The 21,696-nt window shown below is 69.4% G+C and carries 22 protein-coding genes; 12 read left to right on the top strand and 10 right to left on the bottom strand.

Going from position 1 to position 21,696, the window contains the following annotated elements; translation table 11 throughout:
• Positions 1–90: 90 nt before the first annotated feature.
• The 3 genes from HNR01_RS11385 to HNR01_RS11375 all read right to left on the bottom strand — a co-directional run bounded on the left by HNR01_RS11385 (position 91) and on the right by HNR01_RS11375 (position 2,507).
• Entirely contained in the window at positions 91–1,023 is a 933-nt protein-coding gene (locus HNR01_RS11385) for a molybdopterin-dependent oxidoreductase (RefSeq protein ID WP_183667804.1), read from the bottom strand.
• Entirely contained in the window at positions 1,020–1,892 is an 873-nt protein-coding gene (locus HNR01_RS11380; protein ID WP_183667803.1) for a cytochrome b/b6 domain-containing protein, read from the bottom strand. Before HNR01_RS11380 ends, HNR01_RS11385 begins: the two co-directional genes overlap by 4 nt.
• 159 nt (positions 1,893–2,051) lie before the next feature.
• Complete coding sequence (locus HNR01_RS11375; RefSeq protein ID WP_246417481.1) at positions 2,052–2,507, bottom strand: hypothetical protein; 456 nt, start codon at positions 2,505–2,507, stop codon at positions 2,052–2,054.
• Between the two features lie 115 nt (positions 2,508–2,622).
• On the opposite strand from HNR01_RS11375, the gene HNR01_RS11370 reads away from it, so the two are divergent.
• From HNR01_RS11370 to HNR01_RS11340, 7 genes are all read left to right on the top strand, one after another.
• Positions 2,623–3,570, top strand: coding sequence for an aspartate carbamoyltransferase catalytic subunit (locus tag HNR01_RS11370; RefSeq protein WP_183667802.1), 948 nt, complete (start codon positions 2,623–2,625; stop codon positions 3,568–3,570).
• A gap of 5 nt (positions 3,571–3,575) precedes the next feature.
• A complete protein-coding gene (locus HNR01_RS11365) occupies positions 3,576–4,880 on the top strand; it encodes a dihydroorotase (protein ID WP_183667801.1) in 1,305 nt (434 codons plus the stop codon).
• A complete protein-coding gene (plsY, locus tag HNR01_RS11360; protein ID WP_183667800.1) occupies positions 4,877–5,485 on the top strand; it encodes a glycerol-3-phosphate 1-O-acyltransferase PlsY in 609 nt (202 codons plus the stop codon). The genes HNR01_RS11365 and plsY overlap by 4 nt, the downstream gene beginning before the upstream one ends.
• Positions 5,486–5,517: 32 nt before the next feature.
• On the top strand, positions 5,518–6,711 hold the full coding sequence (gene dprA / locus HNR01_RS11355) for a DNA-processing protein DprA (RefSeq protein WP_183667799.1): 1,194 nt from the start codon (positions 5,518–5,520) through the stop codon (positions 6,709–6,711).
• A gap of 378 nt (positions 6,712–7,089) precedes the next feature.
• Positions 7,090–7,911: an SGNH/GDSL hydrolase family protein gene (locus HNR01_RS11350; RefSeq protein ID WP_017486555.1), complete on the top strand. Its 822-nt coding sequence runs from the start codon at positions 7,090–7,092 to the stop codon at positions 7,909–7,911.
• Positions 7,908–9,059, top strand: coding sequence for a hypothetical protein (locus HNR01_RS11345; RefSeq protein WP_183667798.1), 1,152 nt, complete (start codon positions 7,908–7,910; stop codon positions 9,057–9,059). Before HNR01_RS11350 ends, HNR01_RS11345 begins: the two co-directional genes overlap by 4 nt.
• 38 nt (positions 9,060–9,097) lie before the next feature.
• Positions 9,098–9,778 (top strand): DJ-1/PfpI family protein, encoded by a 681-nt coding sequence (locus HNR01_RS11340; RefSeq protein ID WP_183667797.1) that lies wholly within the window; start codon positions 9,098–9,100, stop codon positions 9,776–9,778.
• 165 nt (positions 9,779–9,943) lie between these two features.
• On the opposite strand, the gene ruvX is transcribed toward HNR01_RS11340, so the two are convergent.
• Both ruvX and HNR01_RS11330 read right to left on the bottom strand, forming a co-directional pair.
• Positions 9,944–10,438: a Holliday junction resolvase RuvX gene (gene ruvX / locus HNR01_RS11335; RefSeq protein WP_017486558.1), complete on the bottom strand. Its 495-nt coding sequence runs from the start codon at positions 10,436–10,438 to the stop codon at positions 9,944–9,946.
• Positions 10,435–11,013, bottom strand: coding sequence for an SMI1/KNR4 family protein (locus HNR01_RS11330; RefSeq protein ID WP_017486559.1), 579 nt, complete (start codon positions 11,011–11,013; stop codon positions 10,435–10,437). The genes ruvX and HNR01_RS11330 overlap by 4 nt, the downstream gene beginning before the upstream one ends.
• Positions 11,014–11,212: 199 nt before the next feature.
• Here HNR01_RS11330 and HNR01_RS27895 point away from each other — a divergent pair, with 199 nt between their 5' ends.
• From HNR01_RS27895 to HNR01_RS11315, 4 genes are all read left to right on the top strand, one after another.
• Complete coding sequence (locus HNR01_RS27895) at positions 11,213–11,347, top strand: hypothetical protein (RefSeq protein ID WP_017486560.1); 135 nt, start codon at positions 11,213–11,215, stop codon at positions 11,345–11,347.
• A gap of 112 nt (positions 11,348–11,459) precedes the next feature.
• On the top strand, positions 11,460–11,747 hold the full coding sequence (gene gatC, locus HNR01_RS11325; RefSeq protein WP_017486561.1) for an Asp-tRNA(Asn)/Glu-tRNA(Gln) amidotransferase subunit GatC: 288 nt from the start codon (positions 11,460–11,462) through the stop codon (positions 11,745–11,747).
• Between the two features lie 89 nt (positions 11,748–11,836).
• Positions 11,837–13,318 (top strand): Asp-tRNA(Asn)/Glu-tRNA(Gln) amidotransferase subunit GatA, encoded by a 1,482-nt coding sequence (gene gatA / locus HNR01_RS11320; RefSeq protein ID WP_153873535.1) that lies wholly within the window; start codon positions 11,837–11,839, stop codon positions 13,316–13,318.
• On the top strand, positions 13,315–13,620 hold the full coding sequence (locus tag HNR01_RS11315; RefSeq protein ID WP_096487907.1) for a hypothetical protein: 306 nt from the start codon (positions 13,315–13,317) through the stop codon (positions 13,618–13,620). Before gatA ends, HNR01_RS11315 begins: the two co-directional genes overlap by 4 nt.
• A gap of 60 nt (positions 13,621–13,680) precedes the next feature.
• Here the strand turns inward: HNR01_RS11315 and HNR01_RS28020 are convergent, their stop codons facing one another.
• The 4 genes from HNR01_RS28020 to HNR01_RS11295 all read right to left on the bottom strand — a co-directional run bounded on the left by HNR01_RS28020 (position 13,681) and on the right by HNR01_RS11295 (position 19,489).
• Positions 13,681–13,866 carry a hypothetical protein gene (locus HNR01_RS28020; RefSeq protein WP_309236188.1) on the bottom strand — a complete coding sequence of 62 codons (186 nt, stop codon included), beginning with the start codon at positions 13,864–13,866 and terminating at the stop codon, positions 13,681–13,683.
• A 279-nt stretch (positions 13,867–14,145) separates the two neighbouring features.
• A complete protein-coding gene (locus HNR01_RS11305; RefSeq protein ID WP_183667796.1) occupies positions 14,146–17,319 on the bottom strand; it encodes a multidrug efflux RND transporter permease subunit in 3,174 nt (1,057 codons plus the stop codon).
• A gap of 98 nt (positions 17,320–17,417) precedes the next feature.
• Positions 17,418–18,743 carry an efflux RND transporter periplasmic adaptor subunit gene (locus HNR01_RS11300; protein ID WP_183667795.1) on the bottom strand — a complete coding sequence of 442 codons (1,326 nt, stop codon included), beginning with the start codon at positions 18,741–18,743 and terminating at the stop codon, positions 17,418–17,420.
• A gap of 377 nt (positions 18,744–19,120) precedes the next feature.
• Entirely contained in the window at positions 19,121–19,489 is a 369-nt protein-coding gene (locus HNR01_RS11295) for a hypothetical protein (RefSeq protein ID WP_246417489.1), read from the bottom strand.
• A gap of 293 nt (positions 19,490–19,782) precedes the next feature.
• Between HNR01_RS11295 and HNR01_RS11290 the strand changes: the two genes are divergently transcribed.
• Positions 19,783–20,382, top strand: a complete 600-nt coding sequence (locus HNR01_RS11290) for a L,D-transpeptidase (protein WP_246417480.1) — start codon at positions 19,783–19,785, stop codon at positions 20,380–20,382.
• 74 nt (positions 20,383–20,456) lie between these two features.
• Here the strand turns inward: HNR01_RS11290 and HNR01_RS11285 are convergent, their stop codons facing one another.
• The gene (locus HNR01_RS11285) at positions 20,457–21,509 is read right to left on the bottom strand and encodes an aliphatic amidase (protein WP_183667794.1); all 1,053 of its coding nucleotides are present in this window, start codon (positions 21,507–21,509) and stop codon (positions 20,457–20,459) included.
• Positions 21,510–21,696: the final 187 nt, after the last annotated feature.

The following is a 21,696-nucleotide window of genomic DNA, read 5'->3' as shown; positions in this document are numbered from 1 at the left end:
GCGTACCGGTCGGGAGCCGGCTCTCGCGCCGCGCAGAAGTGGGTGACCGGCGCGGCGTTGTCAAATCGGGAGAACGGATGGGGCCCGCTCTCAAATCCCCGCGTACCACTCGTAGCCGCGGTCTTCCCAGTAGCCGCCGCCACCCTCGCCGATGCCCTTCAACGCCTCGGTCACCTCGACACGCATGACATATTTCGCCTGCTTGTAACCGAGTTGCCGCTCAACCCTTAGGCGCAAGGGTGCGCCGTTCGAGACGGGCAGCGCCTTGCCATTGAGGTCGTAGGCCAGGATCGTCTGCGGGTGGTAGGCGTCGGTGAGATCGATGCTCTCGTAGTACCGGATCGGCGTGCCCTGCGCCTCCTCCGCCTCGGCTCCCGGGGCCTCCGACCCGGCCGCCTGCGAATCGCTCGCTTGGTTCTCGGCGCCCTCCGGCCGCGCCTCCATGTCGGGATTGGCGGTCTTGTCCGTCTCTGCTTCCTCGTTCTCGTCGGCGGCCGCGTACTCCATCGTGTCGGCACAGTGGAACACGATGTAGCGGGCGTTCGGCTTGAGCCCCGCGCGCTGGAGCACCTCCGCGAGCGGTACGCCGGTCCATTTGCCGATGGCGCTCCAGCCCTCGACGCAATCGTGCCGCGTCGTCTGGGTGCGGGCGGGCAGCGCCCGCAGGTCGGCGAGGCTCAGGTCCTGCGGCCGCTCGACCAAGCCGTCGACACGGAGCTTGAATCCTTCGAAGCTCCGGGCGGCGAGCGCCTTGTAGGCCCTGTCCGGCGGGTCGATCGTGCCGTTCGGCTTGAACCAGGGCGAGATCTGCGAATCCGGAAACTCCTTGGCGAGCGAGGCCGGCGTGAGCAGCAGGCGTTGCACGAACATGTTCGCGTCCTCGCCGGCTTTCAGCGCACGCCGACCCGTGGGACTCGCGGCGAAGCGCTCGCAACCGCCGAGGGCCGAGACGCCGAGCAGGCCGGCCGCCGCCGTGAGGAAGCCGCGGCGGTGAGGCTTCGGAAGCGACAGGCGGGGTCTCATCGGCTCTCTCCCGATCCGGCGGGAAGTTTCCGGCGCTCGATCACGAACCAGCCGGTGATCATGCTGCGCATGTTGTTGGCCACGCCGGAGAGCAGGACGAGCAGGACGTGGACGATCACGAACAGCACCAGCAGATTCGTGACGATGAAGTGGACCGTGCGGGCCGATTGCCGGCCGCCGAACAGGTCAGGCAGGGGCACCACCGCATTGACGCCGGGCGACATGGCGAGCCCCGTGAGCACCATCAAGGGCAGCAGCACGGCGACGACGATGAGATAGGAGAGTTTCTGCAGCACGTTGTAGCGCTTGGCTTCGTCGCCTTCGGGGAAGTGCAGCGTCAGGTGCTCGCGGATCGACGAGCCGAAGCCCCGCATCTGATCGCCGTCGGGGATGAGGCGGCGGCGCAGCTGTCCCGTTCCGATGCCGTAGAGCAGGTAGATCAGACCGTTGATGACGAAGGCCCAGGCGAACAGGAAGTGCCAGCGCCGCCCCGTGGCGAGATCCTGGTGCGCCGGCAGGGTCGCCCACGAGGGGAAGGCGCGCCCCGCCTGCTGTCCGTTGAGATTCGACAGGCCGAGCACGCCGGTGGTGTCGAAGGTCTGGCCGGCGACATAGAGGATGCCGCGCGGCGTGCCGTCGTCCCGCTGGTCGTTGGTGATGGCGACGAACGGCCTGTCGAAGGTCGAGGCCGATCCCCAGTACAGCGCCGGATGGGCGTTGAAGATCTGCAGACCGCTCATCAGCAGGATGGCGAGGCAGACCACGTTGATCCAGTGCGCCAGCCGGATCAACAGCGGGTGGCGGAACATCCAGCGCCGCCGCACCGTCTCCACGATGTCCGGTCCCGAGAACGTCGATCCTGCGGCCACCTGGGCTCTTCCCCGTCGAGATGCGCCCTCCGTCACGGCGGAGGCCGCCCGACAGAGGAGTCGAAAGCCCTTTCTCGAACGAAAAGGCCCACCCGGTTTAACCGGGTGGGCCATGGATCGCCCAGACGGCGACGAGGTCACAGTCGGGTTAGCGGTCGATCACATGCCGCCCGCGCCGGACTCCATGCCGGAGCCGGAGTTCATGCGCTTGGAGCGCATCATCTTCTTGCTCTTCATGGGCTTTTTCATCTTCTTGGAGCTGCGCTTCATCGGCCGCTGCTCCTGACCCATGTCGTCGCCCATCGCACCCTGCTGCATTTGGCCGCCCATCTGGCCGCCCATCTGCCCACCCATGCCGGGCTCCATGCCGCCCCGCTGCATGCCCTGAGCGTAGGCACCCGACGAGAGGGCGAGACCGAGCGAGAGGGCACCGGCCGTGAGGAGAAGTCGCGCGTTCATGGACATCCTTTCGGAGTTTTCAGGCGAGCATCGACGACCGGGGACGACCGGCGCGCTCAGGCCCGAACGATGTGCAAAAAACGGATTCGCACCGGGATCGTTCAAGATTTTCTCGATCACGGCCTCGCGAGCCTCAATAAATTCTGCGCGCTGCATCGAGAGAGGGGCATTCTTCCCCTCCATCCGGTGCGGAGCCGCATCCCGCACGGCTCACGCCTTGCCCGGCCCCGCCCGGACACCTATAGCCCTCGGCCGACCCTATGATCGCCGCATGACCGCTCAGACCGCACCCGCCTTCCCGCACCGGCACCTGCTCGGCATCGAAGGCCTGAGCCGTCCGGACATCGAATCGCTCCTGGAGCGCGCCGACGCTGCGGTCGCCCTGTCGCGGCAGGTCGAGAAGAAGCGCAACGTCCTGCGCGGCCGAACCCAGATCAATCTGTTCTTCGAGCCTTCGACCCGCACGCAATCCTCGTTCGAGCTCGCGGGCAAGCGTCTGGGCGCCGACGTGATGAACATGTCGGTGGTCTCGTCCTCGGTGAAGAAGGGCGAGACGCTGATCGATACCGCGGCGACACTCAACGCCATGCGCCCCGACATCATTGTCGTGCGCCACCATTCCGCAGGCGCCGTGCATCTGCTGGCCCGCAAGGTCGATTGCGCGGTCGTGAATGCGGGCGACGGCGCTCACGAGCACCCGACCCAGGCGCTCCTCGACGCGCTGACCATCCGCCGCAACAAGGGCGGCATCGAGGGCCTGCAGGTCGCGATCTGCGGCGACGTCCTGCATTCGCGGGTGGCGCGCTCGAACATCATCCTGCTCCAGGCCCTCGGCGCCCGGGTGCGGGTGATCGGCCCCTCGACGCTGCTTCCCACCGGCATCGAGCGCTTCGGCGTCGAGGTCTTCACCGACATGCGCGCGGGGCTGAAGGGCTGCGACATCGTGATGATGCTGCGCCTGCAGCGCGAGCGCATGAACGGTTCCTTCGTGCCGAGCGTGAAGGAGTATTTCCGCTATTACGGCCTCGACGGCGACAAGCTGGCCCTGGCGAAACCCGACGCGCTGGTGATGCATCCCGGCCCGATGAACCGCGGCGTCGAGATCGCCTCCGACATCGCCGACGGGGCACAATCGCTGATCCGCGAGCAGGTCGAGATGGGCGTCGCGGTGCGCATGGCCGTGCTGGAAGCGCTGGCGACCCACCTGCCGAACGGGTGAACCAAATGAGCGCTCTTCTCCTCTCCAACGCCCACCTGCTCGATCCGGAAACCGGCCGCGAGGGTCCCGGCGCCGTTCTCGTGCGCGACGGCCGTATCGCCGACATCGCCTTCGGTGCCGCGCCTGGGGCACCCGAGGGCGCTCAAACGATCGGTTGCGGCGGGCTCACCCTCGCCCCCGGCCTGATCGACCTGCGCGCCTTCGTCGGCGAGCCCGGCGCCGAGCACCGCGAAACCCTCGCCTCGGCGAGTGCGGCGGCGGCGGCCGGCGGCGTGACGACGCTGGTCTGCATGCCCGACACCAACCCCGTCATCGACGGGCCGGCCATCGTCGATTTCGTGCTGCGCCGCGCCCGCGACACGGCCAGCGTCAACGTGCTGCCGGCCGCCGCCATCACCAAGGGCCTCGCCGGTCGCGAGATGACCGAGTTCGGCCTGCTGACGGAGGCGGGCGCGGTGGCCTTCACCGACGGCCTGAAGGCGGTGACCAACGCGCAGGTGATGCGCCGCGCGCTCACCTACGCCCGCGATTTCGGCGCGCTGCTGATGCAGCATGTCGAGGAGCCGGACCTCGTCGGCGACGGCGTGATGAACGAGGGCGAGATGGCCTCGCGCCTCGGCCTGCTCGGCATCCCCCGCGAGGCCGAGACGGTGATGCTGGAGCGCGACATCCGCCTCGTGCGCCTCACCGGCGGGCGCTACCACGCGGCGATGATTTCCTGCGCCGATTCGGTCGAGATCGTGCGGCGGGCGAAGGAGGCGGGCCTGCCCGTCACCTGCGGCGTCTCGGTCAACAACCTCGTGCTCAACGAGGGCGACATCGGCCACTACCGCACCTTCTGCAAGCTCTCGCCGCCGCTGCGCCGTGAGGACGACCGGGCGGCGGTGATCGCCGCGCTCAACGAGGGCGTGATCGACGTCATCGTCTCCGACCACAACCCGCAGGACGTCGAGACCAAGCGCCTGCCCTTCGCCGAGGCCGCCGACGGCGCCCTCGGCATCGAGACGCTGCTCGGCGCGAGCCTACGCCTGCTCCACACCGGCGACGTGACGCTGCGGACGCTGCTCAACGCGCTCTCGGCCAATCCGGCGAGGCTGCTCGGTCGCGAGGCCGGACGCCTGGAGACCGGCGCCCCCGCCGACCTCGTGCTGATCGATCCCGATCTGCCCTACGTGCTGGACAAGCGGCAGCTGAAGTCCCGTTCCAAGAACTCGCCCTTCGACGAGGCGCGGCTCCAGGGCGCGGCGGTGCTGACGCTCGTCGGCGGCCGCATCGTCCACCGCTCCGATCTCTCGGCCCTCGCCGCATGACCACGTTGCTCGCGGCCGGCTGGCCGGCCCTCATCGCCGCTCTCGTTCTAGGCTACGCCTGCGGCGCGATTCCCTTCGGCCTGATCCTGACGAAGTCCGCCGGCCTCGGCGACGTGCGGGCGATCGGCTCGGGCAATATCGGCGCGACCAACGTGCTGCGCACCGGCCGCAAGGGGCTCGCCGCCGCGACGCTCCTCTGCGATGCGCTGAAGGGTACGCTGCCGGTGCTCGCCGCCGGCCATTGGGGCGAGGGACCGGCGCTGGCCGCCGGGCTCGGCGCCTTCCTCGGCCACCTCTTCCCGGTCTGGCTCGGCTTCAAGGGCGGCAAGGGGGTGGCGACCTTCATCGGCGTGCTGCTGGGCTTGAGCCCGCTGACGCTTCTCGCCTTCGCTGCGATCTGGCTCGGCCTGGCCTTCGCCCTGAAATATTCCTCGCTCGCGGCGCTCGCGGCCTCGGCCGCCACGCCCCTCGTGCTGTGGGCGCTCGGACACGGAACGGTTGCAGCGCTCTTCCTCGTGCTCGCAGCGCTGCTATGGTGGAAGCACGCGCCCAACATCCGCCGACTCGCCGCCGGCACCGAGGGCCGGATCGGGCAGAAGGGCTGAGGACGGCCCCCTCCCGTTAGGAGGGGGACCAGATGCAGCTCACTGACGGACAGCGCCTCGACTGGCTGCGGCTGATCCGCACCGAAGGAATCGGCCCGCGCACCTTCCGCGGCCTGATCAACCGATTCGGCAGCGCGGCCGCCGCGCTCGACGCCCTGCCGGACCTCTCGATACGTGCGGGCAAGCGCGCGGCCGTGCCCTCGAAGGCGGAGGCCGAGCGCGAGATGGCGGCGGCCGCCCGGCTCGGCATCCGCTTCCTTGCCATGGGGGAGGCGGCCTATCCGAAGGCGCTGCACGCCACCGAGACCGCCCCGCCGCTGATCGCGGTGCGGGGTGATCCGGCCGCGCTCCCGAGAGCCTCGGTGGCGATCGTCGGCTCGCGCAACGCCTCGACGGCGGGTCTCGCCTTCACCGAGCGGCTCGCCCGCGGCCTCGGCGAGGCCGGTCTCGTCGTGGTGTCAGGGCTCGCCCGCGGCATCGATGCCCGTGCCCACAAGGCGACGCTGGCCACCGGCACCGTCGCGGTCCTCGCCGGCGGCCAGGACCGGATCTATCCGGAGAACCATGCCGGCCTCGTCGAAGCGATCGTCGGCGCGGGCGGGGCGGTGGTCGCCGAGATGCCGATGGGCTGGGTGCCGCGCGGACGCGACTTCCCACGCCGCAACCGCATCATCTCGGGGCTCAGCCTCGGCACGGTCGTCGTGGAGGCCGCGCGCCGCTCCGGCTCGCTCATCACCGCCCGCTTCGCCCTGGAGCAGGGCCGCGAGGTTTTCGCCGTGCCGGGCTCCCCGCTCGATCCGCGGGCGGAGGGCACCAACGACCTGATCCGAGAGGGCGCGACGCTGGTCGGCGAGGTCGAGCACGTCCTGTCCGTTCTCGCCCCGCTGATGGCCGGGATCGCGCCGCCCGCGGATGGCCTGAACGATCGCCCCGAAACGTCGGCCACGCCCGATTACTGGGACGAGACCGATTTCGACGGCAGCGCGGGAGGCATCCGGCCGCCTTTGTCCGAGGCGGCGGATCCCGTCGACGCGGACCACGAGCTCCCGAACGACCGCGCCCGGCTGATCGCGTGCCTCAGCCCCACCCCGATCGGAACCGACGAGCTCGCCCGCTCGTCCGGCCTACCGGTGAGGATCGTTCAGACGACGCTGCTGGAGCTCGAACTCGACGGGAGGATCGAGCGGCACGGAAGCGGCACGGTTTCTTTGGCCACACGCGCATGAGCCGGGCGATCCGGTCGTGCAGTGGAGGCGATTCGCGAAACGGCCCTGTCATTAGTTGTCGGCCGCCATTTGCGAGCGGCCGCCCCTTCGCGGCCGCCCAACGTCCCCGCCGGCCGCGATGAGAGGCGGAAGCCCTTCAGACGCCGCGACGGTATCGAGCGCAGCGCTCGATAAACAAAAATCGTTTCATCCCGGGCTCGCACTTAAGACTCCATCAAACACCCTGCATTGCCCCTGTGACGAATCACGATTATTGGGCCGCAATCGAATTCCGGTTCGGCTACAAGTGTCGACGTCGGTAATCCCGCGAAGCCCCGGATAAGGCGGCACGCGGGCGGGGGCTCGAAAACGGTGGCGCGGTTACTTCGTCTTGCTCGGATGCGGAGGGTCCTCACGGGACATCCGCGGCGGCTCGTCGGCACAACGGCGCTGATGCTGGCCCTCTCCCTGTCCTCGACCGCGGTTCTCGCCTACGCCGACCTGCTGCCGGCGAGCCTCGAACTCGATCTCGGTCTGTTCGAGGACGCCGCCCCGGCCGGCCTTCCGCACGTCGCCCAGAAGATCGCGCTGGGCGGGCCGCTGACGATCGTCGCCTTCGGCTCATCCTCGACCGAGGGCATCGGCGCCAGCCATCCCGCCGCCGCCTATCCCGCCCGCCTCGAAGTCGGATTGCGGCGCGCCCTGCCGCATCTCGGCGGCCGGATCACGGTGGCCAACCGCGGCATCGGCGGCGAGGCCGTGGACGAGATGCTGGCCCGGCTCGACCGGGACGTCCTCGGGCCCCGACCCGACCTCGTGATCTGGCAGACCGGCAGCAACGATCCCCTGCGCGGCGTCTCGATCGACCATTTCCGCGAGGCGACCGAGACGGCGCTGGAGCGCATCCGCGCGGCGGGCATCGACGTGGTGCTGATGGAGCCGCAATGGTGCCCGGCCCTCGACGCCACGCCCGGTGCCGACCGATTCCGCGACGCGGTGCGCGCGCTGGGAAGCGAACTCGACATCCCGGTGATCCGCCGCTCGGACCTGATGCGCGACTGGATCGGGCAGGGCCGGCTGACGCGCACCGAACTGTTCGCGAGCGATGGGCTGCACATGGCGGATGGCGGCTACGCTCTGCTCGCCGAGGCTGCGCAGGACACGGTGCTCGACGGCGCCGAGGCGGCACCGGTCGCCGTCGCCGCGGCGGGGGCGGATTGAGTCACCCCGTCCGGCCGGTCCGCATCGCCCGCTGCCTCGCCGCCGGACTGCTGCTCGCCGCAGTTCCGGCGGGAGCCGCCGACACGCGCCTGCTGCCCGAGAACCCGCGCTATGCCCGCAACCGGACCTGCGCGGACGTGACCGTCGTAGCGCCCGGCCGCCGTCCCGGCACCCATCCGCTCGACGACAGGATCAGCCCCAACCCGGCCCTGTCGCCGATGAGCCAGGGCGACAGCGCGATCTGCTTCGCCTACGCCACCGCCGACATGATCTCGCAGCGCGTCGGCGTCACCGTCTCGGCACTGGATGTCGCCACCCGCTACTACTTCGCCGATCCGGCAGGGCTGCTGCACAGTCGCGACCGCGCTCTGCGGAGCTATCTGCGGCGCCATCCCGACCTCGCGGAGGAGATCGCCGAGAGCCGCAACGACACCGAGGCGAGCCGCGAGCGCAACCCTGGCCGTAAGCCCTATTTCGACAAGCTGGAGGACGGACAGGAGGAGGCGGCGGCGCTGCTCTACAATCTCGGCGGCCTGTGCACGGACCGGGACCTGCCTTCCTTCGACGGCTACGGCCAGCACGTCCGCACCTTCGGTGCCCTGCGCTGGCGCAGCCGGGTCGCCGCTCCCAGAATCTCCTGGCGCAGCCTCGGCGGGACGGTGCCGCGGCTGCGCGATCCGGCGACCGACGCCTTCAACGCCGGCTGGATCGCCCATGTCGAGCGGCGCTGCCGGCGAAAGCCGCTGCCGGTTCCGCTGATCCCGGTCTCGGACGCGATCGCCGACAACCAGCTCGACTTCATGGACAAGGCGGCCCGCCGCGAGCCCGGCCTCGCGGCCGGCACCGACCGGCTGATGGCGATGATTGACTACGCCCTCGACCACGGTCGCCTGCCGGTGATCGGCTATTCCTGGTACGTGCTGGAGGAGCGACTTCCGAAGGACCCGGACATCGCTGCCGACCATTCGAGCCCGATCATCGCCCGGCGGAAGGTGGGCGGGCGCTGCCAGTACCATCTGCAGGACAATACTGGCGAGTACTGCGCCCGGATGCGGCCCGGTATCGCCGAGCGCTGCGATCTCGGCCGGGTCTGGCTCGACGAGGACGAGCTACGCGCCTCGCTCTACAGCGTGATCTATCTGCGCTAGGTCTTTCGAAGCGCAGGATACGGTCCGGGATGGGGCACATGACGATCGAGATCGGCTTCCTCGTCTTTCCCCGGGTGCAGCAGCTCGACCTGACCGGTCCCTACGAGGTGCTGGCGATGGTGCCGGGCGCCCGCGTCCATCTCGTGGCGAAGACCCCGGAGCCGGTCGCGACCGCCACCGGCCTGGTGCTGACGCCGACGGTCCACTTCGCCGAATGCCCGGCGCTCGACGTGGTCTGCGTGCCGGGCGGCAGCGGAGTGAACCCGCTGATGGAGGATGCCGAGACCCTCGGCTTCCTGCGCCGCCAGGCGGAGGGGGAGCGCTATCTCACCTCCGTCTGCACCGGCGCCCTGGTGCTCGGCGCGGCCGGGCTCCTGCGGGGCAAGCGGGCCACTACGCACTGGGCGGCGCACGATCTGCTCGCCGCCCTCGGGGCGATCCCGACGCAGGGGCGCGTGGTGCGCGACGGCAACCTGATCACCGGCGGCGGCGTGACCGCGGGCATCGATTTCGGCCTCGCGCTCGCTGCCGAACTGGCCGACGAGGCGACGGCCAAGGCGATCCAGCTTCACTTGGAATACGCGCCGGCGCCCCCCTTCGACGCCGGCCGCCCCGAGACCGCCGCGCCCGACATCCTCGCGGCCACCCGCGAGCGGCTGGCGGCGACGCGGCGCGAACGGGAGGCGATCGTGGCGCGGATCACGCGGTCCGAAGCCTGATTGTCGAGGAATCGCGCCGGACGGCCGGATGGCGTTGGCCCAAGGCGCGTAGGAGCGGCGGGGATCTCCCCGTCACGGCGAGTCAGTTCAGGGCTCCGCCGCATGCGGAGACGTCGCGCGTCCGGATCGCCTCGGCTTCGCCTCGCGGTGACGAGAGGCGACGGCCTAGAATGCGTCGGACTCCTGGGCCTCACCCAGCAATCCGCCCATCACGTCGAGGCAGCTCTGCAGGATGTAGGCGGCGGCGAGCTTGTCCACGAGTTCGCCGCGCCGGGCCCGCGACGCGTCGGCTTCGAGCAGGGTGCGGGTGACGGCCGCGGTGGAGAGCCGCTCGTCGAAGAACAGGACCGGCAGCGGCAGCAGCGGCTTGAGGTTGCGGGCGAAGCTCCGGCTCGATTGCGCCCGCGGCCCTTCCGAGCCGTCCATGTTGAGCGGCAGGCCGATCACGAGTCCGCCGACGGCGTGGGTCGCGCAGAGCGCCACGATCCGCTGCGCGTCCGGCGTGAACTTCACCCGGCGGATGGTCTCCAGCGGCGAGGCGATCTGCCGGCCGACATCGGACAGGGCGAGCCCGATGGTCTTGGTGCCGAGGTCGAGCCCGATCAGGCGCGGGGCGCCGGCCGAGGCTTCGGCAAAGGCCGCGATCTCCTCCCGGTTCACGAAGCCGTGGCTCCGAGCTGCTCCAGGGCCGCCGCATCGTCGCCCTCGAAGGTCGCCGGCAGCGGGCCCTCCCCCTCACCGAGAATGTGCAGAATCTCGAGCCCCTGAAGCCCGCGCAGGAAGGTCGTCAGGTCGGCGCCGCCGAAATGCACCGTCTCCAGGTCGGCGCACAGCACCCAGATGTCGTATTCGGGGAAACCCGGTGTCACGTCGAAGAACACGAAGTCGCCCCGCTCGGTCTGCCCGAAGAAGCAGGCCCGCTCCATCAATTCGGCATCGGCGTCGCCCTCGATGGTGAAGCGGTGCGGCTCGTCGCTGTCTCCGTCGCGCAGGCCGTCGAGGGCGAGCGCGACGCCGTGCGAGATCAGGTGCGCGCGCGAGCTGAGATCGGCCGCCTCCACCGGAACGGGGGTGAAGATGCGCAGGTGACCGCCGACCCGCCCGGCGCCGCATTCCCGCGCGAAGCTGCGGTAGCTCTGGGGGAGGGGGAAGCCGAGCTCCGCCTCGGCGCGGGCGAGATCCGCCTCGCCCGACGTCAGCCCAGGACGCAGTTCCCGGAAGACGCTGTTCCACATGCCCCGTCCTCCCTGCAACCCGGATGAGACGGGGCTTACGCCCGCCCGCGCGGACTTGTCCACCGCGCAGATTAACCAAGCCGGAGGGTTGCCGGCCTGCAGGTGGAGCAACGCGGGAAAAGTGGTGTTAATGTTTCATTAACCACGCCGGAGCCGCCCCCGCCCCATGTCGTCCACCGCACGTCCCGGATCAGGCCGCTTGTCGCGGCAGCACGCGCTGATGCTGGCGCTCGCCCTGGAGATCCTCATCGTCGGTGCCTACAACGCCGACCGCTACCGCCGGCCGGGCATCAGCGTGGACATGCCGCTGACCCGGGGTCACGTCATCGTCTGAACGGTCCGAAGGGCGGCTGCCCGCCGGCGGCGTTGCCCCTGCGCGAAAGCGGGTGCTATAGCCCGGCGCATTCCGGGCCGGGCTGTTTCCCGCCCGAGGCAGGCAAGGCGGCATGTCGGTCGACGAAAAGACGGTACGGCGCATCGCGCATCTGGCCCGCATTGCGGTGGCCGACGAGGATGTCGCGCCGTTGCAGGGTGAACTCAACGCGATCCTCGCCTTCGTGGAGCAGCTCGGCGCGGTCGATGTCGCCGGTGTCGAGCCGATGACCTCGGTCACCCCGATGCGCATGAAGAAGCGCGAGGACGTGGTGAACGACGGTGGCCGGGCGAGCGACATCGTCGCCAACGCCCCCGAGACCGAGGACAATTATTTTCTCGTGCCGAAGGTCGTCGAGTAGGATTCTCGGCATCGTCGGAGCGGCTTCTCCGGCCCCCCGCGGAGGCGAACCAACGCCCGCGGGGCCGGGCGCGCAGGTCTGGAACGGGTATGACGGCACTCAACGAACTCACCCTGGCCGAGGCCCGCGACGGGCTGAAGGCCAAAGACTTCTCGGCCCGCGAGATCGCGCAGGCGCATCTCGACGCGATCGACCGGGCCAAGGCGCTCAACGCCTACATTGTCGCGACGCCCGACCGCGCCCTGAAGATGGCCGATGTGTCGGACCAGAAGATCGCCAAGGGCGAGGCGCGGCCGCTCGAGGGCCTGCCGCTCGGCATCAAGGACCTGTTCGCGACGCAGGGCGTCCACACGACGGCAGGGTCGAAGATCCTCGAAGGGTTCGAGCCGCATTACGAGTCGAACGTCTCGGCCCAGCTCTGGCGCGACGGCGCGGTGATGCTCGGCAAGCTCAACCTCGACGAGTTCGCCATGGGCTCGTCCAACGAGACCAGCGCCTACGGCAAGACGATCTCGCCCTGGCGCCGGCAGGGCTCCGACGCGCCGCTCGTGCCCGGCGGCTCGTCCGGCGGCTCGGCGGCGGCAGTGGCCGCGCATCTGTGCCTCGGCGCCACCGCGACGGACACCGGCGGCTCGATCCGCCAGCCGGCGGCCTTCACCGGCACGGTCGGCATCAAGCCGACCTACGGCCGCTGCTCGCGCTGGGGCATCATCGCCTACGCCTCCTCCCTCGATCAGGCCGGCCCGATCGCCCGCACGGTGCAGGATTGCGCGATCCTGCTCGGCTCCATGGCCGGGCACGACCCGCGCGACACCACCTCCGTCGATCTGCCGGTTCCGGATTTCGAGGCGGCGATCTCGCGGGGCGTGAAGGGGCTCACCATCGGCATCCCGAAGGAGTACCGGGTCGAGGGCATGCCCGCCGAGATCCAGCGGCTCTGGGACCAGGGCGCGGACTGGCTGAGGGAGGCCGGCGCGACGGTGCGCGAGATCTCGCTGCCGCACACGCAATACGCGCTGCCGGCCTACTACATCGTCGCCCCGGCGGAAGCCTCCTCGAACCTCGCCCGCTACGACGGCGTGCGCTACGGCCTGCGGGTGCCCGGCAAGGACATCGCCGGCATGTACGAGAACACCCGCGCCGCCGGCTTCGGCCGCGAGGTGAAGCGGCGCATCATGATCGGCACCTATGTCCTCTCGGCGGGCTACTACGACGCCTATTACGTGCGGGCGCAGAAGATCCGAACGCTGATCAAGCGCGATTTCGAGGCGGCCTACGCCTCCGGGATCGACGCGATCCTGACGCCCGCCACTCCGTCGGCCGCCTTCGGCATCGGTGAGATGGCCTCGGCCGACCCGGTCCAGATGTATCTCAACGACGTGTTCACGGTGACGGTGAACATGGCCGGGCTGCCCGGCATCTCGGTACCGGCCGGCCTCGACGCGCAGGGCCTGCCGCTCGGCCTCCAGCTGATCGGGCGCCCCTTCGACGAGGAGACGCTGTTCGCCGCCGCGCAGACGATCGAGAACGCGGCCGGGCGGATCAGCCTGCCGAAGGCGTGGTGGGCGTGAACGCGGCTCCCGTCGTCCCGGTCTATTCCTTCTCGGTCTGGATCCAGGCCGGGTTCGATCCCCTGCTGATCGCGGTCGCCGTCTTCCTGGGCTGGAAGGCGGACCAGTTCGGCAAGGTGTTCATCGCGGCGATCGCCGCGCTGGCGATCTCGGTTCTGTTCGCGTGGCTCGTCACGCGGATCGGCCTGCCCTGGCCGGCCCCTGTGGCGGCGGACCTACCGACCTTCTTCCCGGTGCGCACGGTGTCGGCGTTTCTGTGGGCGGCGCTCGGGTATGGGGCGCGGCGGGTGCTGAAGCGTTAGAGGCACGCTCCGATGCCGTCGCGATTCCTAAATCGCCCTCCGAGGCCGCTTCGCGGCGCCTCAGGATGAGGTGGTTGGGTGGGATAAGCCGGCTCGCGCAGACGGGCGCCTGGCCAGAAGCCGCACTCTGTCCCAATCCTCGACGATCAGTGCTTCCTTCTTGGCGCGGCTCCAACTCTTGATCCGGCGGTCGGGCGCGGTTGCATCGGTGATGCGATCGAAGCACTCGGCATAGATCAGCGTCACCGGGCGGCGGTGATCGTTTTAGCCGACATGCGTTCCGGCTCAGTGTTCCGAGAGCCGCTCGTCGAGTGCTTCACCGCGAGCCGGCATAGTCGCTGCCATCGGCACAACGCAGCATGTCGACGAAGGCGGTCGGATCAGCCTCGGCAGAACGCGGAAGGTTGCGTCCCTTTCCCGGATTCGCGCCCCCGGCTCAACCGCGATGGAAGTCGCTCCCGCTCCTCATGCTGAGATGCGCGCGGCACGCGCGCCTTGAAGCACGCGCGCCGCTCCTCCCATCCACTACTCCGCCGGCACCGAGTGACCGTGCCCGGCCCTGTGGGTGTCCTCCGGCGCGGCCTCGGCATTCTCGCCCGCGGCCACATCCTTGCGCCGGAACAGGCGCATCACCACGACGAAGAAGACCGGCACGAAGAACACCGCGAGAACGGTCGCCGAGATCATGCCGCCCATCACGCCGGTGCCGATGGCCTGCTGGCTCTTCGAGGAGGCGCCGGTGGCGATCGCCAGCGGCACCACGCCGAAGATGAAGGCGAGCGAGGTCATCACGATCGGGCGGAAGCGGAGCGTCGCTGCCTCGATCGTCGCCTGGACGATGTTGGTGCCCGGCTTCCACAGGTCGCGCGCGAACTCCACGATCAGGATCGCGTTCTTGGCCGACAGACCGATGATCGTGATGAGCCCGATCTTGAAGTAGACGTCGTTGGGCATGCCGCGCAGGTACACCGCCGCCACCGAGCCGATCACGCCGAGCGGAATGACGAGCAGCACCGAGACCGGGATCGCCCAGCTCTCGTAGAGCGCGGCCAGACACAGGAACACGATCAGCACCGACAGGGCCAGCAGCAGCGAGGCCTGGGAGCCCGCCTTCTTCTCCTGTTCCGACTGGCCGGTCCAGGTGTAGCCGAAGCCCTTCGGCATCCGCGTCATCAGCCGCTCCATCTCGGCGATGGCATCGCCCGAGGTGTAGCCGGCGGCCGGCTCGCCGGTGAAGCGGACCGACTGGTAGCCGTTGAAGCCGACGATCTGGCTCGGGCCCATGCTCCACTTCAGGTCGGCGAAGGAGGACATCGGCACCATCGTGCCCTGGCTGTTCTTCACCGCGTAGTTGAGGATGTCCGTCGCCTGCATGCGCTGCAGCTGCTCCGCCTGCACGTAGACGCGCTGCATCTTGCCGAGGTTCGGGAAGTCGTTGGTGTAGACCGAACCGAGATTGACCTGGATCGCGTCGTTGATGTCCTCGAACTTCACACCGAGCGCAGCCGCCTTCTCGCGGTCGATGATCAGCTCGGCCTGGGGTGCCGGCGGAAGGCCCTCGATCTTGACCGCTTTCAGGATCGGGCTCTGCCGGGCCATCGCCAGCAACTGGGCCTCCGCGGCGGCGAGCGCCGAGTAGCCCTTCTGCGCCCGGTCCTGCAGGCGGAAGGAGAAGCCCGCCGCGTTGCCGAGGTTGTCCACCGGCGGCGGCTCCTGGGCATCGACGACGGCGTCGCGGTAGCCCGCCATCGCCGCGTTGGTGGCAGCCACGAGGGCGGTCGCCGAGTTCGCCGCGTCGCGCTCGGCCCACGGCTTCAGGGTCACGAAGGCCTGGCTCAGGTTCGGCCCCTGGCCCGAGAACGAGAAGCCGTTGAGCGTGGTCACCGTGGCGACGCCCGGCTGTGCGAGCAGGAATTCCTCGACCTTGCGCACGGCGCCCTGCGTCCGGTTGAACGAGGCGCCGGGCGGCGTCTGGATGTCGACGGTGAAGAAGCCCTGGTCCTCGATCGGCAGGAAGCCCTCGGGCAGGCGCAGGAAGGCGAAGGCGGTGCCGGCCACCAGGATCAGGTAGATCACCATCACCCGCCCCGACTTCTTGATGCACCACGTCGCGCCGCGGCCGTAGCGGGCGGTCTCGCGGTCGACGATCCGGTTGAACCAGCCGAAGAAGCCGCCCTTGGCGTGGCCGTGGCCCTTCTCGATCGGCTTCAGGAGCGTGGCGCAGAGCGCCGGCGTCAGGGTCAGCGCCAGCAGCGCCGAGAAGGCGATCGAGGTCACCATCGCGATCGAGAACTGGCGGTAGATGATGCCGACCGAACCGGGGAAGAACGCCATCGGGATGAACACCGCGACCAGCACCAGCGTGATGCCGATGATCGCGCCGGTGATCTGCTCCATCGCCTTGGCGGTCGCCTCCTTGGGCAGCAATCCCTCCTCGTTCATGATGCGCTCGACGTTCTCGACGACGACGATGGCGTCATCGACGAGGATGCCGATGGCGAGCACCATGCCGAACATCGTCAGCACGTTCACCGAGAAGCCGGCGAGCAGCATCACCATGACGGTGCCCATCAGGGCGATCGGCACGACGATGGTGGGGATCAGGGTGTAGCGGATGTTCTGCAGGAACAGGAACATCACGATGAAGACCAGGACCACCGCCTCGACGAGGGTCATCATGACCTTCTTGATCGAGGCCTTCACGGCGGGCGTGATGTCGTAGGGAATGTCCCACTTCAGGCCCGGCGGGAAGAACTGCGACAGCTCCTCCATCTTGGCGCGGATGGCGTTGGCGGTCTCGAGCGCGTTGCCGTCGGGGGCGAGCGTCACTGAGATGCCGGCCGCCTCGCCGCCGTTGAGGCGGGTCGAGAACTGGTAGGCGTCGCCACCGAGTTCGATCCGGGCCACGTCGCGCAGGCGCACGTTCGAGCCGTCGGGGTTGGCCCGCAGCACGATCGCGCCGAAATCGTCCACGGTGCTGAGCTGGCCCTTGACGATGATGGGCGAGAACACCGCGTGATCGACCGGGCTCGGCTGCGCGCCGACGGCGCCGGAGGCGATCTGGATGTTCTGGTTGCGGATCGCCTCGGTCACGTCGCCGGGCGTCAGCGACAGGCCGCGCAGCTTGTCCGGATCGACCCAGACGCGAAGCGAGCGCTCGGTCGAGTAGAGGGTGGCGCGGCCCACCCCCGGGATGCGGCGGATCTCGTTGATCACGTTGCGCATCAGGAAGTCGCCGAGCCCGATCTCGTCCATCTTCCCGTCGGTCGAGACCAGGGTGATGATGTTGAGCGTGGCGGCCGACGCCTCCTCGACGAGGATGCCGTTCTGCCGCACCTCGGCGGGCAGGCGCGCCTCGACGCGCTTGAGGCGGTTCTGCACCTCGACCGAGGCGAGCGCCGGATCGGTGCCGGGCTCGAAGGTCGCCGTGATGTTGATCGAGCCGAACGAGTCGGTGGTCGACTCGAAGCTCATGATATTGGCCGCGCCGTTCAGCTCGTCCTCGATGAGACGGGTCGTGCCCGTGTAGAGGCTCTCCACCGAGGCGCCGGGAAAGGCGGTCGAGAGGGCGATCGAGGGGGGCGCGATCACCGGGTACTGCGCGACCGGCAGCAGCGGGATCGAGAGCGCTCCCCCCAAGATGATGAACAGGGCGACCACCCAGGCGAAGACCGGCCGGTCGATGAAGAAGCGGGCCATAAGGGGCTCGTAGCGTCGTGTCGGGTTCAAACCGGCGGAGATCAGGTCTTCCGCCGGCGGGACGGCATCGGGAGGGTCAGTCGGCGGTCGGTCGACGTTTAGTCGGCGTACTGGGCGACGGGCTGGGCGGTCGATCCGGTCGCCGCCGCGTCCTTGCCGCCGCTCTCGGTAACGTCGGTATCGTGGCTATCGGTATCGATCGGCTTGCCCTCGTCGGTGGCCGCTTCCGTCTTCCAGGGAACGGTCTTCACCTGGATGCCCGCGGTGATCTTCTGGAAGCCTTCGACGACGACCTTCTCGCCGCCCTCGAGCCCCTCGCGGATCAGCCAGTTGCCGCCGACGACCGGGCCGACCTCGACCGGCTGGAGCATGACCTTGCCGTCGGCCTTGACCACCCAGACCTCCGGCTTGCCGTCGCTGGTGCGCTGGATCGCCTGCTGCGGCACGGCGATGGCGTCCGCGTCGATGCCCTGCTTGATCCGGGCGCGGACATACATGCCGGGGAACAGCTCGTTGTGCGGGTTCGGGAACTGCACGCGCAGCGTCACCTGGCCGGTGCTCGGATCGGCGGTGACGTCGGAGAAGAGCAGACGGCCGGCCGAACCGTACAGCGAGCCGTCATCCATGATGAGGTGGACGTTGGCGGTATCGGCGGCGAGCTTGGAGAGTTCGCCCGAGGCGATGTCGCGGCGCAGCTTGTTCAGCTCGCCCACCGACTGCGTGATGTCGACATAGATCGGATCGAGCTGCTGGATCGTAGCGAGCACGCCGGTGGAACCGGACTCGATCAGCGTGCCCTCGGTCAGCAGCGCCCGGCCGATGCGGCCGGAGATCGGCGCGCGCACGTCGGTCCAAGACAGGTTGAGCTTGGCCCGGTCGCGGGCCGCCTTGGCGCCGGCGACCTCGGCCTCGGCCTGTTTCTTGGCGGCGAACGCCGTGTCGTACTGCGCCTGGCTCGCGGTGTTGCGGGCGAGCAGGGTCTCCAGGCGTTCCGCCTGCTGGTTGGCGAGCACCAGCGCCGCTTCCCGATTGGCCAGCGCCGCCTCGGCGCTGGCGAGCTCCACCTGATAGGGCGCCGGGTCGATCTTGTAGAGGACGTCGCCCTCGTTGACGTAGCTGCCCTGCTCGAACAGGCGCCTGACCACGAGCCCGGAGACCCGCGACCGCACCTCGGCGATCCGCATGGGCGCGACGCGGCCGGGCAGGTCGCGGACATAGGGGATCGGCTGCGGGCGCACGCTGACGACGCTCACCTCAGGCGGCGGCAGCGGCACGGGCGCGGCGGCCTTCTGCTCGTTGCAGGCCGAGACGGCAACGAGGACGGCGCCAACGAGGAGGGAGGCCGGCAGGGTCCAGCGGGAGCGGCTGCGGCCGGCCTTGACGAGACCGGGCCCGCTGCCGGGCGACTGGGTGGACGGCGTCACGATAAGGTTGCTCCTACGATGCTCAAGAGGTCGCATCGGCATCTCTCCGCTGGCTGGGCAGCCCTCGGGCCGATGGGCCGGGCGCGGGCGGCGATCTTCGCGAGAACGAAGCCACCCCGCGCCGCGGAGGCGGGCGGAGACCGGGTCGGTCTCGCGCACCGTTGCAATCACCGGGCCGCCGCGTCGACCGCGGATCGGATGGGCCCTGAAAGGAGGATGCCGGAAGCATCAAGGGATCGGCCGCACGGCACGACCAAGCGCGATCGGACGACATCCTGCGCGTGAAGTTTGGCAATCCGACGACGGCGGACCGCGCCATCGCACGAGGCTGCTCGTACGCGCTTCGAGAGGCCCGTGCGAGCGAAACCTCCCGCCGTTCAGGTCCGGGGCGGACGCTCGAACGGGCCGCGCTCCGCGGCGGAGGGATTCCGGTCCGAGGCCGGGCGCGGCAGGGACGCGGCATCCACGCCGTCCAGGCCGGGGAGGAGCGCGCTGACGCGCCCGTGGCTCGCCACCTCGTCGAGATCGAGCATCACCCGACCGGTGCGTACACTGGCGACCGGGTCGGTATCCGGCCGCTGCTCGAACGTCGCCTCGGTACGCGCCTGCGGGACCCCGCCGAGCGCCGCACCATCGGCCGGCAGGCCGACGACGACGAGCAGGCTCAGCAGCCCGACCAGTGCGGACAGGACGAGACGGGCGGAAAGGCCGGCATGTGCACGGCCCGGCGAGGCTGGGCGGGGCATGAGAGTCACGGTGACATCATTGTGGTGGATGAAACGTTGCCATTCAATCGCGTGCGACATTCTGGCCGGCTCTTCGGCACGGCTCCTCGGGTGATGCACCATGCGGACCATGCCGGGGCCGTCGATGGATGTGCCGGGCCGCACGGCACTCCGGTTGGATCCGGCATTTCGGCGCAGGCGTTGCCGAGATCCCACACCCTTGCCTTCCTCCTGCCCTGACCGACCGCCCAAAAGCTCCGATCGGCGCGCCGGACTTCGCTCGCGGCGCCGCCCCTTCGAAGAGGACTCCCGTCTTGACGCCCCGATCCTTGACGACCCGCTTCGCGCGGCCGCGCCTTGCCGCAACGATCGCGCTCGGCGGCGCCCTCGCGATCACCGCCATCGCGCCGGCCCGCGCCAACCCGCTCGACAGCGGCCCGCTCGCCGATTTCATCAACGTCTTCAAGACGCAGGCCATCCCCCGCGAGACGGTGGCCTATGCCGGCAAGGAGAAGCCCGGCACCATCGTGATCTCCACGAGCCAGCGCCGGCTCTACTACGTGCTCGGCGGCGGCGAGGCGATCCGCTACGGCGTCGGCGTCGGGCGGCGCGGCTTCTCGTGGTCGGGCACCAAGACGATCACGGGCAAGAAGGAATGGCCGGCCTGGCGCCCGCCGTCGCAGATGCTCGCCCGCCGCCCGGACCTGCCGCGCTACATGGCCGGCGGCCAGGACAATCCGCTCGGCGCCCGCGCGATGTATCTCGGCTCGTCGCTCTACCGCATCCACGGCTCGAACGAGCCGGAGACGATGGGCGCGGCGGTGTCGTCCGGCTGCATCCGCATGACCAACAAGGACGTGGTCGATCTCTACGACCGGGTGCGCGTCGGCACGAAGGTGATCGTGAAGGACTGACGCAGAACGCCCTCCACCCGGATCGGATGGAGGGCGCTCGGCCGCACGACGTCAGGTTCGAGCCCGAGGCGGGCTCAGCGCGGGTCGGGCGGACCCTCGCCCTTGCCGACGAAGGGGATGCCCTCGATCGGGCATTCCTCGGTGCCGACGCTGGACCGCGTGATGGCGCGCACCGCGTCGCGGGTGCCGTCGGGATCCTCGATCCAGCGGCGGTAGAAGTCGTAGGGGCATTCCGACATCCCGTGCCGGTTCTCCTTCGAGTTGATCATGCCCGTGTAGCCGCGGTGTAGCAGCTTGAAGAGGTGGTTCTCCGACTGGCCGTGGGCGCGGAAGTCGCGGATCAGGAATTTCGACAGCGCCGCGTACTGGATCCCCATCTCCTCCTCGCCGCACTCGCCGAGGGTGCGGCCGTCGAAGCCGATGATCGCCGAGTGGCCGAAGTAGCTGTAGACACCGTCGAACCCGGCGGCGTTGGCCACCGCGACGTAGGTGTTGTTGGCAAACGCCATCGCCTTCGAGATCAGGACCTGCTGCTCCTTGGCCGGGTACATGTAGCCCTGGCAGCGGATGATCAATTCGGCGCCGCGCATGGCGCAGTCGCGCCAGATCTCCGGATAGTTGCCGTCGTCGCAGATGATCAGGCTGATCTTCAGCCCCTTCGGGCCGTCCGAGACGTAGGTGCGGTCGCCCGGATACCAGCCCTCGATCGGGGTCCAGGGCATGATCTTGCGGTACTTCTGCACGATCTCGCCCTGGTCGTTCATCAGGATGAGCGTGTTGTAGGGGGCTTTGCGCGGATGCTCCTCGTGGCGCTCGCCGGTGAGCGAGAACACGCCCCAGACCCCCGCCCTGCGGCAGGCATCGGCGAAGATCTCGGTCTCCGCGCCGGGAATGGACGAGGCGGTCTCGTACATCTCGGCCGCGTCGTACATGATGCCGTGGGTCGAGTATTCGGGGAAGATCACGAGATCGAGGCCCGGTAGGCCGGCCTTCATCCCGATGATCATGTCGCCGATCTTCTTGGCGTTTTCGATGACCTCGGCCTTGGTATGCAGGCGCGGCATCTTGTAGTTCACGACGGCCACGCCGACGCTGTCCTGACTCGATGAAATATCGCCGTGCATCATGGCGGCGTTTCCTCCGGTTTCGGGTGAGGGGAGGGGCCCGACGCGCGGGCCCCCGGTCTTGCCTCGGGACGTCTCGGCGCGCGCCGCGCCCTAGCCTGGGGCGAGGCCGAGGAGTGTTCCGAGGGGAACGACGAGGGTGAAGCCGCCGTAGAAGCCGTCCTTGGCGCGGCGCGCGGTGTAGGGGTTC

The sequence above is a fragment of the Methylorubrum rhodesianum genome, from assembly GCF_014199985.1.
GTDB classification, from domain to species: Bacteria; Pseudomonadota; Alphaproteobacteria; order Rhizobiales; family Beijerinckiaceae; genus Methylobacterium; species Methylobacterium rhodesianum.
The sequence above is the reverse complement of the archived record's forward strand: the minus strand, read 5'-3'. Positions and strand labels throughout refer to the sequence as shown.

What these genes read in the sequence shown, in the direction of transcription:
- HNR01_RS11385 (WP_183667804.1), bottom strand. Translation starts at nt 1,023, where the DNA reads ATGAGACCCCGCCTGTCGCTTCCGAAGCCTCACCGCCGCGGCTTCCTC.
- HNR01_RS11350 (WP_017486555.1), top strand. Translation starts at nt 7,090, where the DNA reads ATGCGGAGGGTCCTCACGGGACATCCGCGGCGGCTCGTCGGCACAACG.
- HNR01_RS11285 (WP_183667794.1), bottom strand. Translation starts at nt 21,509, where the DNA reads ATGATGCACGGCGATATTTCATCGAGTCAGGACAGCGTCGGCGTGGCC.
- HNR01_RS11330 (WP_017486559.1), bottom strand. Translation starts at nt 11,013, where the DNA reads ATGTGGAACAGCGTCTTCCGGGAACTGCGTCCTGGGCTGACGTCGGGC.
- HNR01_RS11370 (WP_183667802.1), top strand. Translation starts at nt 2,623, where the DNA reads ATGACCGCTCAGACCGCACCCGCCTTCCCGCACCGGCACCTGCTCGGC.
- HNR01_RS11340 (WP_183667797.1), top strand. Translation starts at nt 9,098, where the DNA reads ATGACGATCGAGATCGGCTTCCTCGTCTTTCCCCGGGTGCAGCAGCTC.
- HNR01_RS11375 (WP_246417481.1), bottom strand. Translation starts at nt 2,507, where the DNA reads ATGCAGCGCGCAGAATTTATTGAGGCTCGCGAGGCCGTGATCGAGAAA.
- dprA (WP_183667799.1), top strand. Translation starts at nt 5,518, where the DNA reads ATGCAGCTCACTGACGGACAGCGCCTCGACTGGCTGCGGCTGATCCGC.
- gatC (WP_017486561.1), top strand. Translation starts at nt 11,460, where the DNA reads ATGTCGGTCGACGAAAAGACGGTACGGCGCATCGCGCATCTGGCCCGC.
- plsY (WP_183667800.1), top strand. Translation starts at nt 4,877, where the DNA reads ATGACCACGTTGCTCGCGGCCGGCTGGCCGGCCCTCATCGCCGCTCTC.
- HNR01_RS11365 (WP_183667801.1), top strand. Translation starts at nt 3,576, where the DNA reads ATGAGCGCTCTTCTCCTCTCCAACGCCCACCTGCTCGATCCGGAAACC.
- gatA (WP_153873535.1), top strand. Translation starts at nt 11,837, where the DNA reads ATGACGGCACTCAACGAACTCACCCTGGCCGAGGCCCGCGACGGGCTG.
- HNR01_RS11305 (WP_183667796.1), bottom strand. Translation starts at nt 17,319, where the DNA reads ATGGCCCGCTTCTTCATCGACCGGCCGGTCTTCGCCTGGGTGGTCGCC.
- HNR01_RS11295 (WP_246417489.1), bottom strand. Translation starts at nt 19,489, where the DNA reads ATGCCCCGCCCAGCCTCGCCGGGCCGTGCACATGCCGGCCTTTCCGCC.